This window comes from Streptomyces sp. NPDC048197, assembly GCF_043202395.1.
GTDB classification, from domain to species: Bacteria; Actinomycetota; Actinomycetes; order Streptomycetales; family Streptomycetaceae; genus Streptomyces; species Streptomyces siderophoricus.
Genome location: NZ_JBIDAJ010000030.1, coordinates 84,949 through 97,576 on the forward strand (window position 1 = coordinate 84,949; position 12,628 = coordinate 97,576).

Consider the following 12,628-nt stretch of genomic DNA (forward strand, 5'->3'; position numbering starts at 1 on the left):
AGACTACGCCGCGGCCCTCCGGAAGGCGCGGGTGCCGAGCGTCGCGGAGAGCACGGTGAAGGCGAGTGCCACCAGTGCGCCGTACAGGACCGCCGAGGACGCGTAGTCGCCGACGAACGCCGCCCGTACCGCGTCCACGAGGTAGCGGAACGGCATGACGTGCGAGAGGACGTCCAGCCACGTCGGCCCCAGCGTCATCGGCAGCATCAGCCCGGACAGCAGCATCGAGGGCATGGTGACGGAGTTGATCACCGGCCCGAATTCCTGCGGGGTGTTCACCTTCATCGCCAGCGCGTACGACAGCGAGGCCAGGGCCACGGTCAGGACGGCGACGAACGCGAAGCCGATGAGGACGCCGGGCAGCGGCGCCCGCAGCCCCATCGCCACCGCCGCCAGCACCAGCAGCACGGCCTGGAAGACGAAGAGCGCGGCGTCCCGCAGCACCCGCCCCAGCAGCAGTGCGGCCCGGCTCACCGGCGTGACCCGCATCCGCTCGACGACGCCGAACTGCTTCTCGACGATGATCCCGAATCCGCAGAACGAGGCCCCGAACAGGCCGAGTTGGAGCAGCAGGCCGGGTACCAGCACCTGCCAGGAACTGCCGGACGAGGACAGCGGCAGCCGGGTCAGCAGCGGCCCGAAGAAGAGCAGGTAGAGCAGCGGCATCAGCACGCCGAAGAGCATCTGGAGCTTCGAGCGCAGGGTCTGCCGGGCGTAGCGGCCGAAGATCAGCGCGGTGTCGGACAGAAGTGGGGACATGGAAGTCGGCTCCTAGACGGCGAGGGGGGTGGTGTCCCGGGGCGTGATGCCGCGGCCCGTGATGGCGAGGAAGGTGTCCTGGAGGGACGCGTCGGGGGAGCCGCCGTGGGCGCGTTTGAGGGCGTCCGGCGTGCCGTCGGCGACGACCACTCCCTTGTCGATGATCACCAGCCGGTCGGCCAGCGCATCGGCCTCGTCGAGGTAGTGGGTGGTCAGGAACACGGTCGTGCCGTGCTGGGCGCGGATCCGGAGGACCAGGTCCCAGAGGTCGGCGCGGCTGCCCGGATCGAGGCCGGTGGTCGGCTCGTCGAGGAAGAGGACCTCGGGGCGGTGGGTCAGGCCCATGGCGATGTCGAGCCGGCGCCGCTGGCCGCCGGAGAGGGTCGCGGTCTTCCGGTCCAGGAGGCCGGTCAGGTCCAGGTCGGTGGCCAATTCCTCGGCACGCTGCCGGGCTTCGGCCTTGCCCAGGCGGTAGAGGCGGGCCTGGGTGACGAGTTCCTCGCGGACCGAGACGTTCGGGTCGACGCCGCCGGACTGGGCGACGTATCCGCAGGCGCGGCGCACCCCGGCCGGGTCGCGGGCCAGGTCGCAGCCGGCGACGGTCGCGGTGCCGCCGGTGGGGGCGAGGAGGGTCGTCAGCATCCGCAGGGTGGTGGTCTTGCCGGCGCCGTTGGGGCCGAGGAAGCCGAGGATCTCGCCGCGCTCGGCGGTGAGGTCGATACCGCGGACGGCCTCGACGGGGCCGCTTTTGGTGGAAAAGGTCCGGGCGAGTCCGGACGTGCTGAGTACGGGCATGCCGCTAGAAAAACAGAGAGCCTGAAAAATTGCAACGTCCCCAAAATTTCAATGTGCCCAGCGAGGGGTAGGCTGGGGCCATGGCAGAGGGACTCAGGGAGCGGAAGAAGCGGCAGACCCGCCAGTACATCTCGGACATGGCGACCGGTCTCTTCCTGGAGCGCGGTTTCGACGCGGTGACCATCGCGGAGATCGCCGAGGCCGCCGACGTCTCGGTCAACACGGTCTACAACTACTTCCCGGCGAAGGAGGACCTCTTCCTCGACCGCGGCAAGGGCCTCATCGACCGGCTGTCACGGTTCGTACGGGGCCGGCGCGCGGGGGAGTCCGCCGCCCTCGCCGTCCTGAGGGAGCTGCGCGAAGAGGTGGAGAACGTTTCACCCAAGGTGGGCCTCATCGAGGGCTATGACCGCTTCATGAAGGTCGTCCACGGCTCGCCGTCCCTCCAGGCCCGGCTGTGGCACATGCAGCGCGAGCAGTACGAGGACCTGGAGGCCACCCTCCGGGAGGAGACCGGGGCGGCGGACGGCGACCCGATGCCCGCCCTGATGGCCGGCCAGATCAACTGGGTGCACCAGACGTTGATGACGACCATCGCCCACGAGATGATCGCCGGCCGCAAGCCCGCGGTGGTCTCGCGCGAGGCGCTGGTCCTGCTGGACGAGATGGAGGAGCTGCTGAGCGAGCGGGTCCTCAACTACGGGGTGCGGGCGGCCGGCTGAGCGGCGCGACCTCGCAGGAAGGCTGCTTCGGGTGTGATGTCCGCCATGTCGGGTGACGGGCGGGCGTGACGCGCATCTCTTACCCACCAATGGATCGCCAACGACCGCTAACGTCACCCGAAGACCGACAGACTTTCAAATGCACAGGGTGTGAGGGGACAGCAGTGGCAAAGAAGCTCGCCGTCATCGGTGCCGGACTGATGGGGTCCGGTATCGCGCAGGTCTCCGCCCAGGCGGGCTGGGACGTGGTGCTCCGCGATGTGACGGACGAGGCCCTGGCCCGCGGCAAGGGCGGCATCGAGGCCTCGTACGAGAAGTTCGTCACCAAGGGGAAGCTGGCCGCGGCCGACGCCGAGCAGGCGCTGGCGCGCATCACCACCACGACCGACCTGGAAGCCACCGCCGACGCCGACATCGTCGTCGAGGCGGTCTTCGAGCGGATCGACGTCAAGCGCGAGATCTTCCGGACGCTGGACAAGCTCGTCAAGGACGAAGCGGTGCTGGCCTCCAACACCTCCGCCATCCCGATCACCAAGATCGCCGCGGCCACCTCCCGCCCCGAGCGGGTCGTCGGGACGCACTTCTTCTCGCCGGTGCCGATGATGCAGCTCTGCGAGCTGGTCCGCGGCTACAAGACCAGCGACGAAACCCTCGCCACGGCCCGGGAGTTCGCCGAGTCCGTCGGCAAGACCTGCGTCGTCGTCAACCGCGACGTGGCCGGCTTCGTCACCACCCGGCTGATCTCGGCGCTGGTCGTCGAGGCCGCCAAGCTCTACGAGTCCGGCGTGGCCAGCGCCGAGGACATCGACACCGCCTGCAAGCTGGGCTTCGGCCACGCCATGGGCCCGCTGGCCACCGCCGACCTGACCGGCATCGACATCCTGCTGCACGCCACCGACAACATCTACACCGAGTCCCAGGACGAGAAGTTCGCGCCGCCGGAGATCATGCGACGCATGGTCGACGCGGGCGATATCGGACGCAAGAGTGGGCAGGGCTTCTACGAGCACTGATGCCGCGTCAGGTCGTTGGGCCTGATGGGGTCACCCCATGGGGTGAATTCGGTATCGGTTCGCTTACAGGCGGCAACTTCGCCGCATGAGAGGCAGTCAGATCTGTAGACGTCCATGCATGAACCCATGACACAGGGGAGCGCATATGCACATCAGGGGCGACCACGCCGAGCTGGTCGTCGAGGGCCGCCTCGACGTCCGCAGCGCGGCGGACGCCCGGACGGCGCTGCACACGGCCGTCGACTCCGGTCGGGGTGACCTGGTGCTGGACCTCACCGCGCTGGATTCCTGGGACGCCACCGGCCTCGGTGTGATCATGGGCGCACACCGCCGGGCCGGCCGGGTCAACCGGCGGCTGGTACTGCGCGGGGTGCCGCCCCAGATGCAGCGTCTGCTGGTCGCCACCCGGCTCCACCGCATCCTCGCCATCGAGGGCGGCATCGAAGCCGAATCGCTTCCCCGGGTGTGACAGCCCGGGCACGAGAAGGGGAGCGCGCCGGAGGAACGGGGGACCGGCGCGCTTGCTGAAGTCCTGCGCGACCTCTGCGGAAGCCCCTGCGGGCTCCCGCGGAGGGTCCGCACAGAACACGTCACAACGGCTGAACCGGGAGCTTTCGGGCAGTGCCCGCCCCCGCCCGTGCAAGGCCCCGCGCTCCGGGTCTAAGGTTCGGATCCCGCCCGTATGCCATCATCCGCGGCGGACACCGGACCGGACGCGACGGCGGGGGCCACCTGCCGCGGCAGACCCGCGCGGACGGCCGGAGCGCATTCGGCACGGTACACGTGGGAGCTTGCAGCATGGACCCGAACACTCACCGGGGACCTGAGGAACACGGCGAGCAGGGCACTCCTGCCGATCCGCCGGCCCCCGCGTTCGGCGGCGCGAAGGGCGGCCCCAACGGCCCGGCCCGCGTCGTCCGGCTCGTCTCGGGCAACTACCTCGTCACCGTCAACCCCGTCGACGGCAGCGAGATAGAGCCCTGCCCACCCGGCGAACGCCCCGACGAACCCGTCCGGCTCGGCGCCCAGGAGCGCGCCGCGGCCGCCCGCGCCGCCGCACCCCCGGTGCCCCCGGGACCGCCCGGATCCGCCGGGCACGGCAGCACGCTCGAAGAGCGCACCGAGGACATCGAGCGCCTGGTCCGGCTGCTCTCCCGCGGCCGCTCGGTACGCCTCACCGGCCCGGCGGGCTCCGGCCGCACCCGTCTGCTGGACGCCGTCGCCACCGCCTGCGCCGACCTCGCCCCCGACGGCGTGGTCCGGCTCTCCGGCTACCACCGCACCGCCACCGACCTGCTGTACGCCCTGTTCGCCGCGGTCCACCGCGCCCCGCAGCACCGCCCGGACCGGCCCGAACTGCTGCGCCTGGTCGCCGAGATCGGCGCCATCGTCGTCCTCGACGACCTCGAATTCGGCGGCGCCGCGCTCGACGAACTGCTCGACGCCACCCCCGAATGCGCCTTCCTGGTCGCCGCCACCCCCGACGTCGCCGCGCCCAGCGCCGCCTCGCACCTCGAAGAGGTCTTCCTCGGCGGCATCGGCCGGGCCGGCTGCGTACGGATGCTGGAGCGCGCCGTGGACCGGCCGCTCACCGACGACGAGGCGGCCTGGGCCGCCGACCTGTGGTTCGAGTCCGAGGGGCTGCCGCTGCGGTTCGTGCAGGCCGCCGCCCTGCTCCGGCAGCGCGACCGGCGCCGCAACCGCGCCGGCGCCCTCGACGACGGCTACGGCCTCTTCCCGGCCGAGCAGCCCGGGACGACGGACGGCGGCCGGGACACCGCCCGCACGGACGGCACCGACGAAACCGACGGCACCGAGGACGCCCCCGAGGCCCCGCTGCCCTCCCTCGGCGAGGCCGCCGCGCCCGCCCCGCTGCTCGCCCAGGGGCTGAGCGCCGCCGCCCGGGAGACCCTGCGGTTCGCCGTCGCGCTCGGCGGCGAACTGCCGCACCAGGCGCACCTGCCGGCCCTCACCGAGGACACCCACGCCGACGCCGCCCTCGGCGAACTGCTCGCCTGCGGACTGATCAGCCCCGTCGGCAGCCACTACCGGCTCGCCGCTACCGTCCTGGACCAGCTCACCGCGGCCGGCTACGCCGAGGACGCCACCGCCCGGGCGCACACCGCGGCCCAGCACTACGCCTGGTGGGCCGGCCACCCCTCGGTCACCCCCGAGCGGGCCGCCGCCGAGTCCGACGCCGCGCTCGCCGCGATGGCCGTACTGACCGGCAGCCGGGAGAGCGGACACGCCAGCGCGGCCGTACTGCTCGCCCGTACCGCCGCCCCCGCCTTCGCCGCCGCGCTGCACTGGAGCGCCTGGGAACGCGCCCTGCGGCACGGCCAGGAGGCCGCCCGGCTGGCCGGCGAGGTCGCCGAGGAGGCGTACTTCCACCACGAGCTGGGCGTCCTCGCGCTCTGCACCGGCAGCCTCGACCGGGCCCGCGCCGAACTGGAGGCGTCCATCGGGCTGCGCGGTGTGCTCTCCGACCGCAACGGCGCAGTGGCCGGACGGCGCGCGCTGGCGCTGGTCACCGACCGGTCCCGGGCCGCCTCCGCGGCCACCACGGCCGTCCCGCAGCTCCCGCCGGCCGGCTCCGGCGGCAAGCCCTCCGCCGGGCCCCGCGCGGACGGACCCGCCTCGCCCGACGCGGTGTCCACCGCCAAGCTGCGGCTGACGTCCGCCGCCGAGGCGACCTCGGCGACCGTGATCTCCCGCAACGTCTCCTCGACGGCGGCCACGACGGCCCTCCCGGCCACCACGGCCACCGGCGGCGCCAAGGGCGTCAAGGCACTGCTCGGTGCCCGCCGCAACCTCGTCGCGGCCGGCGCCGGAGCCCTGCTCGTGGCCGTCTTCGGCACCGTCATCACCCTCGGCATGACCTCCGGCGGCGAGGACGCCCCCGACAACAAGGTCAGCACCGAGCAGACCACCGACGACGGCACCAGCCCCGACCTGCCGGCCGCGGACCCCACCACCGGCACCGGCCTGCCGCCCACCGGCCACGGCGCCAAGCCCGCCCGGACCGGCCGCCCCGGCAGCCCGGCCCCGTCGACCAGCGGCTCCGCCACCACCGGCGAACCCACCGACCCCGGCACCGACCCGACCGACCCGACCGCCGACCCCACCACCCCGACCGGCCGGCCCACCACGCCCACCGGCCGGCCGACCCCGTCCACCCACCGGCCGACGAGCGAGCCGACCGACCCGACGCCGACCGACCCCAGCACCGAACCGACCGACCCCACCCCGACCGACCCGACGACCGACCCGGCGACGCAGAAGCCCTCCCAGAGCACCGCTGCCTCCGCCTCCGCGCCCACCGGCAGCTCCCCGGCGGGCTCGGACGGCAGCAGCACGTCCTCGGGCGGCACGGCCTCGTCCGCCGGCACGCAGAGCGCCCCGACCGCGTAACGCCCCCGTACGACACGGCGCGACGGCCCGGTACCGAGAGGACCGGGCCGTCGCGCCGTGTGCCGTAGGGGGTCTGTTCCGCCGGGGCCGGGTCAGAACAGCCGGAGCTTGTCGTCCTCGATGCCGCGCAGGGCGTCGTAGTCCAGCACCACGCAGCCGATACCGCGGTCGGTGGCCAGTACCCGCGCCTGCGGCTTGATCTCCTGCGCCGCGAAAACACCCTTCACCGGCGCCAGGTGCGGGTCGCGGTTGAGGAGTTCGAGATAACGGGTGAGCTGCTCGACCCCGTCGATCTCGCCGCGCCGCTTGATCTCGACGGCCACGGTCTGCCCATCGGCGTCCCGGCACAAGATATCCACCGGTCCGATGGCAGTGGGGTATTCACGCCGAATCAGCGAATAGCCCTCGCCGAGGGTTTCGATCCGGTCCGCGAGGAGTTCCTGGAGGTGCGCCTCCACACCGTCCTTGATGAGACCGGGGTCGACACCCAGCTCGTGCGAGGAGTCGTGCATGACCTCTTCGAGGGTGATGATGAGCTTCTCGCCCCCCTTGTTCTCCACCGTCCACACGTCCCCGTCGCCCTCCTTGAGAGTGCAGGGCGGGGACATCCAGTTGAGGGGTTTGTAGGCCCGGTCGTCCGCGTGGATGGAGACCGAACCGTCCGCCTTCACCAGGATGAGGCGCGGTGCGGAGGGAAGGTGGGCGGTGAGCCGGCCCGCGTAGTCCACGGAGCAGCGGGCAATGACGAGACGCATGGTGCGCCACGCTACTCGACCGAGGGCCGGCTACGCGATTCGCCCTGGACGGAGGTGCCTTTACGGGGGAAACCCCCGCACCCCAGGCGCCCACCAATGGCCGGTTGTATGTGCAATCTCCTGGTGCGGGCCTCTTGCGCGGCATACCGTTGAAGCGGGGGGTCGTGAGGCGAACACGCTCCGTCGCGAAACCCCTTGTCCCAGCCCTAGGCCCCGTCCGTCCCGGCGGGGCCGCGAGAGGAGAACCTCATGTCGCTCGACGTCTCACCGGCCCTCCTCGAACAGGCCGAGCGAGGCGAGGTCGACGAAGCCGCTTTTGTCGACTGCGTCCGGAACTCCCTCCCCTACGCATGGGGGATGATCAGCTCCCTGGTGGCCCAGCTGAAGGTCGACGGCGGAGAGTTCGCCGACAACCAGACGCCGCCGCCGGACGAGCAGGCGCGCGGTCAGCTGCTGCGCGCACTGGCGAGTGACGCGATCCGTGGTTCGCTGGAGCGCCACTTCGGGGTGCGCCTCGCCTTCCAGAACTGCCACCGGGTGGCGGTCTTCCCGCTCGACCCGGCGGTGGACGACCGGCTGGCCCGGTTCACCTCCGTCCGGGGCCAGCTGCTCAACCAGTCGCCCGAACTCCGCGACTGCTGAACGGAGTTGCTGCCGCTGCCGTGCGCGGGGTTGGGCGCGCCCCGCAGACGGTGCGCCAGCGGCAGCACCACCGCACGACGACGGCGACCGCACACCGCCGCCCCGACGGTCACACCAGCTGCGGCAGGACCTCCGTGCCCAGCCGGCGGACGTTCTCCTCCGTCGCCGCGAGATCGCCGGAGCCCTCGACGAGCAGCGCGAAGCGGGTGATGCCGGTGCGCTCCGACGTCGCCGCCAGGCGGTCCGCGCACCACTGCGGCGGGCCGACCGGATGCAGCCCGCACAGCAACTCCGTGTACGCCAGCGGATCGCGCATCGAACGGTAGCGGCCGTCGACCGTCACATGCGCGCCCAGCCCCTGGCGCAGCCAGCCCGGCATCGCCTTCATCAGGGTCTCCGTCGCGGCCTCACGGGCATCGGCGATCTGCACCACACCCGCCGAGACGTGCTCGGCCGCGGCGATCTCCTCTCCGTCCCGGCCGGCCTCGCGCGCGGCCGACCGCCACAGCGCGATCATCTCCGCCTTCTCCTCGTCCCCGCAGTGCATGCCCAGCAGCATGGGCAGCCCGCGCGCTGCGGCCATCCGCACCGACGACGGGGAGGTGCAGGCCACCACCACGGGCGGACCCGGCGGCCCGGCCCCCGGCTCGTCCGGATCGATCAGCGCCTGGTCCGGCCGCGGCACCACCGCCACCTCGCGGAAGGCGTACCGCTCGCCCTGCGCACCGACCCGCGGCTCGCGCAGCCAGCGCAGCAGCAGATCGAGCGACTCGGGGAAGCCGTGGTCGTACGCGGCGAGCCCGGAACCGAAGACCTCCAGATCCACCCACGGGCCGCCCCGGCCGACGCCGAGCGTGAACCGCCCCTCGGACGTCAGGTGCAGCAGCGCCGCGGACTCGCCGAGCGCCACCGGATGCTGGGTCGGCAGCACGCTCACCGCCGTCCCGACGCCGATCCGGCGGGTCCGGCCCAGCAGCAGCGCGGCCAGCGTCACCGCATTCGGGCAGACGCCGTAAGGTACGAAGTGGTGTTCCGCCAGCCAGACCGCATCGAGGCCCGCCTCCTCCGCGACCACGGCGGAACGCACCGCCCGGTGCAGTGCTTCCCCCTGTCCCTGACCGGGGAATTGAGCGGCCAGGATGAAAGCTCCGACACGCATCGCTCTCTGCCTCCTCGCAGCCGACGCGACTCCCCCCTTACAGGCAACAACGCCTGACACGTGCCAAGGGCACGGCCTCGCCGGGAATTTCCCGATGATCACAGAAACCTGCCGTCCGGAACGGGCCGTGCAGAGCGCCGCGTACGCTGGTGACAGCCCGTGACCCCGTTTCCCCCTTTATGAGGTGTGCCCGTGTCCCCGCGTCGAAACCGCCAGCACGGCGGTGCGAAGCCCATCGACCGCACGGGCGGCGACCGTTACGGGCTCGAACGGACCGAGGAGTGGCGCGGCGAGGAGTGGGTCGTACGGCAGGTCGGGGGCGGCGGCGCGGCCAAGCACTACCGCTGCCCCGGCTGCGACCAGGAGATCCCGCCCGGCGTCCCGCACGTCGTCGCCTGGCCGCAGCACGGCGACGTCGACGACCGCCGGCACTGGCACCGGGTCTGCTGGAACGCACGGGACCGCCGGAGCGCACGGCTCCAGCGGTCCCGTAATGCGCCTCGCTACTGAGGCCTTGTCCGGTTCACCGGGCCCCGGTCGTCCTAGACATCGCGCTGGGCGATGGCGGCGTAGGCACCGCCCAGCACCACCGCGGTGACCCCGGCCAGGATCCACAGCGGGGTCCAGCCCGAGGGGCCGCTGGGCAGGAACGGAATGTCGTAGAGCGTCGCCAGCGCGCTGGGTACGGAGTACTCGATCAGCGCCCGCTGGAGCTCCTTCACGCTCTCGCCCTGCAGGAACAGCGCCAGCAGCATCGGCAGCAGCACCAGGCCCATCATGGCGCTGATGGCACCCGCCGAGTGCCGCAGCAGCGTGCCCACGCCCAGCGCCAGCAGACCGAGCAGCGCGACGTACAGACCCGCGCCCACGGTGGCGCGCAGCCACTGGTCGGTGGTCGGCGCCGGGCCGTTGAGCATCGCGAAGTCGAGCAGCGCGACCAGCGTGGTGGCGATCGTGGTGATCACCAGCGCCAGCCCGAAGAACACGATCGCCTTCGCGGTCAGCACCCGCACCCGGCTGGGGCAGGCGGTCAGCGTCGTACGGATCATGCCGGTGCCGTACTCCGAGGAGATCGACAGCACGCCCAGGGTGATCACGCACAGGCTGCCGAGCAGGACGCCGACGAACCCGACCGCGAGCAGCGGGTCCATCTCGCGGTCCGAGCCCGCGGCGAGGGTCGCGAGCAGACCGATGCCGACGATCAGCAGCAGCATCACGCCCAGCGTCCAGATCGTCGAGCGCACCGAGCGGATCTTCGTCCACTCCGAGGCCAGCGCATGGCCGAGATGGGCCGGCCGCACCGGAATGGGCGAGACGTAACCGCCGGCGCCCATGGGGGCGTGCGGCGCAACCGGCGGCTGCGCCTGGCCCTGCGGCTGCCCCTGCGGCGCGGGCGCCGGTACGGGCGGCTGCGCCTGGAGGATCATCGTGCCGCCCCCGTTGGCCGGCGGCTGCGCCTGGGGGGCGGCGGCCTGCGGGGCCTGGGCGGGCGGCTGGGGCTGCGCCTGCTGGGGTTGTTCGGCCTGCTGGGGCTGATGGGGCTGGGCCTGGAGCATCATCGTGCCGGCGTCCTTGCCCTTGCCGGGCCCGTGCGCGGCGAGCGGCCGCGGCTCGGGCATCGGCTGCGCCTGGAGCATCATCGTGCCGCCCTCCTTGACCGGAGGCTGTGCGGGGGACTGCGCGGGGGGCTGGGCCTGGGCCTGGAGCATCATCGTGCCCGCGTCCTTGGCGGGCGCGGGCTGCTCCGACGCAGGCGGTGCGGGCGGTGCGGTGGGCGGCACAGGAGGTGCGGCGGGCGGCACCGGCGGCTGGGCGGCGGCTTCCTGCGGGGCGCGCTCAGGCTGGGGCTGCGGCTGCTGAGGGCTGGTCATCGGGCGTCCTCGGTGTGGGGCACGGGCTGGTCGACGGGGGCGGCGGGCGGCATCGGCGCGGCGGGCGGCTGCCCGTAAGGGTGGGGCGCCCCGTACGGTGCGGGTGCCCCGTACGGGTGACCCTGAGCCGGCGCGGGCGGCGGGTACCCCGGCCCGGGAACGGCGCCGGCCGCCTGCTGGGCGTACGGGTTGGGCAGCTGACCGGGAACCCCCGGGCCGCCGCCGTACCCCGGCGGGGCGTACCCCGCCGGAACCTCCTGCAGACCGGCCCGCGGGTCGCTGGTCGAGCGGTAGTCCACGGCACCCTGCGTCATCCGCATGTACGCCTCTTCCAGGGACGCCTGGTGCGGCGACAGCTCCCACAGCCGGACATCGGCCTCGTGCGCGAGGTCACTGATCCGCGGCAGCGGCAGCCCCGTCACCCGCAGCGCACCGTCCGGCTCCGGCGTGGCCCGGCCGCCCGCCTCGCCGATGGCGGCGGTCAGCTTCTCGCGCTGCTCCGGCTCGGTGTCGGGCGTCCGCACCCGGGCGAAATCGGCCGAGTTGGCCGAGATGAAGTCCTTGACCGACATGTCCGCGAGCAGCTGCCCGCGGCCGATCACGATCAAGTGCTCGGCGGTCAGCGCCATTTCGCTCATCAGGTGCGAGGAGACGAAGACGGTACGCCCCTCGGACGCGAGCTGCTTCATCAGGTTCCTGACCCAGAGGATGCCTTCCGGGTCCAGGCCGTTGACCGGCTCGTCGAAGAGCAGCACCTGCGGATCGCCGAGCAGCGCCGAGGCGATACCGAGCCGCTGCCCCATGCCCAGCGAGAAGCCCTTGGACCGCCGCCCGGCGACGTCCTGGAGACCGACCACGCCCAGCACCTCGTCGACCCGCCGGGCCGGAATGCCGGACAGCTGTGCCAGCGACAGCAGATGCGCGCGCGCACTGCGTCCGCCGTGCACGGCCTTGGCGTCCAGCAGCGCGCCCACCTGGCGCGGGGCGTTCGGGAGGCTGCGGAACGGGCGGCCGGCGATCGTGGCGCTCCCCGACGTCGGTGCGTCGAGCCCCAGAATCATCCGCATGGTCGTCGACTTCCCGGACCCGTTGGGCCCCAGGAAGCCGGTCACCGTGCCCGGCCGCACCTGGAACGACAGGTTGTACACGGCCGTCTTGGCGCCGTAGCGCTTCGTCAGGCCGACTGCCTCGATCATTCTCCGCCCCTCGCAGATGGTCGGGGCAGAGGCGCCCTCGTGCCCCCGTGAGGATTAGGAGGCTATCGGTGCGTTGACGGTTCCCGTTAATCCCCTTCGCTGCGCTTTGCAGTGCCTCCCACGTACTTGGCCGTCCCGCCGCGGGTGTTGGTCGCCGTTGCGCGCTTTGCGGCGCCCCGCACGTACTCGTCTCTCGCGCCGCGGGTGGTCTCGCCGTTGCGCCTGCGGCGGGCTGGGTTTGTGGTGGGTGCGGTGACGGGCCTGCGGGGCCGGTGTTTGGGACTGCTGTCGCTTTACGTCCCAAA

General features: G+C 72.6%; 12 protein-coding genes. 6 read left to right on the plus strand and 6 right to left on the minus strand.

All coding sequences use genetic code 11. From position 1 onward, the window contains the following. Window positions 1-3: 3 nt before the first annotated feature. A complete protein-coding gene (locus ACGF4C_RS30170) occupies window positions 4-759 on the minus strand; it encodes an ABC transporter permease (RefSeq protein WP_393570360.1) in 756 nt (251 codons plus the stop codon). Window positions 760-771: 12 nt separating this feature from the next. Next, on the minus strand, window positions 772-1,554 hold the full coding sequence (locus tag ACGF4C_RS30175) for an ABC transporter ATP-binding protein (RefSeq protein WP_393570362.1): 783 nt from the start codon (window positions 1,552-1,554) through the stop codon (window positions 772-774). A gap of 80 nt (window positions 1,555-1,634) precedes the next feature. Here ACGF4C_RS30175 and ACGF4C_RS30180 point away from each other — a divergent pair, with 80 nt between their 5' ends. From ACGF4C_RS30180 to ACGF4C_RS30195, 4 genes are all read left to right on the plus strand, one after another. Continuing rightward, complete coding sequence (locus tag ACGF4C_RS30180; protein WP_393570364.1) at window positions 1,635-2,276, plus strand: TetR/AcrR family transcriptional regulator; 642 nt, start codon at window positions 1,635-1,637, stop codon at window positions 2,274-2,276. 164 nt (window positions 2,277-2,440) lie between these two features. After that, the gene (locus ACGF4C_RS30185; RefSeq protein ID WP_310726557.1) at window positions 2,441-3,289 is read left to right on the plus strand and encodes a 3-hydroxyacyl-CoA dehydrogenase family protein; all 849 of its coding nucleotides are present in this window, start codon (window positions 2,441-2,443) and stop codon (window positions 3,287-3,289) included. Window positions 3,290-3,434: 145 nt separating this feature from the next. Then, complete coding sequence (locus tag ACGF4C_RS30190) at window positions 3,435-3,758, plus strand: STAS domain-containing protein (RefSeq protein ID WP_030414124.1); 324 nt, start codon at window positions 3,435-3,437, stop codon at window positions 3,756-3,758. Between the two features lie 329 nt (window positions 3,759-4,087). After that, window positions 4,088-6,700, plus strand: coding sequence for an ATP-binding protein (locus ACGF4C_RS30195; protein ID WP_393570367.1), 2,613 nt, complete (start codon window positions 4,088-4,090; stop codon window positions 6,698-6,700). Between the two features lie 92 nt (window positions 6,701-6,792). On the opposite strand, the gene nucS is transcribed toward ACGF4C_RS30195, so the two are convergent. Continuing rightward, window positions 6,793-7,455, minus strand: a complete 663-nt coding sequence (gene nucS, locus ACGF4C_RS30200; protein ID WP_030414122.1) for an endonuclease NucS — start codon at window positions 7,453-7,455, stop codon at window positions 6,793-6,795. Between the two features lie 249 nt (window positions 7,456-7,704). On the opposite strand from nucS, the gene ACGF4C_RS30205 reads away from it, so the two are divergent. Continuing rightward, window positions 7,705-8,097 (plus strand): SCO5389 family protein, encoded by a 393-nt coding sequence (locus ACGF4C_RS30205; protein WP_030414121.1) that lies wholly within the window; start codon window positions 7,705-7,707, stop codon window positions 8,095-8,097. Between the two features lie 109 nt (window positions 8,098-8,206). On the opposite strand, the gene ACGF4C_RS30210 is transcribed toward ACGF4C_RS30205, so the two are convergent. Further along, entirely contained in the window at window positions 8,207-9,256 is a 1,050-nt protein-coding gene (locus tag ACGF4C_RS30210; protein WP_393570370.1) for an LLM class flavin-dependent oxidoreductase, read from the minus strand. Window positions 9,257-9,448: 192 nt separating this feature from the next. On the opposite strand from ACGF4C_RS30210, the gene ACGF4C_RS30215 reads away from it, so the two are divergent. Next, complete coding sequence (locus ACGF4C_RS30215; protein WP_393570372.1) at window positions 9,449-9,766, plus strand: ATP/GTP-binding protein; 318 nt, start codon at window positions 9,449-9,451, stop codon at window positions 9,764-9,766. 32 nt (window positions 9,767-9,798) lie between these two features. Here the strand turns inward: ACGF4C_RS30215 and ACGF4C_RS30220 are convergent, their stop codons facing one another. Both ACGF4C_RS30220 and ACGF4C_RS30225 read right to left on the minus strand, forming a co-directional pair. Next, on the minus strand, window positions 9,799-10,683 hold the full coding sequence (locus tag ACGF4C_RS30220) for an ABC transporter permease (RefSeq protein WP_393570384.1): 885 nt from the start codon (window positions 10,681-10,683) through the stop codon (window positions 9,799-9,801). A gap of 440 nt (window positions 10,684-11,123) precedes the next feature. Beyond that, the gene (locus ACGF4C_RS30225; protein WP_393570374.1) at window positions 11,124-12,323 is read right to left on the minus strand and encodes an ABC transporter ATP-binding protein; all 1,200 of its coding nucleotides are present in this window, start codon (window positions 12,321-12,323) and stop codon (window positions 11,124-11,126) included. Window positions 12,324-12,628: the final 305 nt, after the last annotated feature.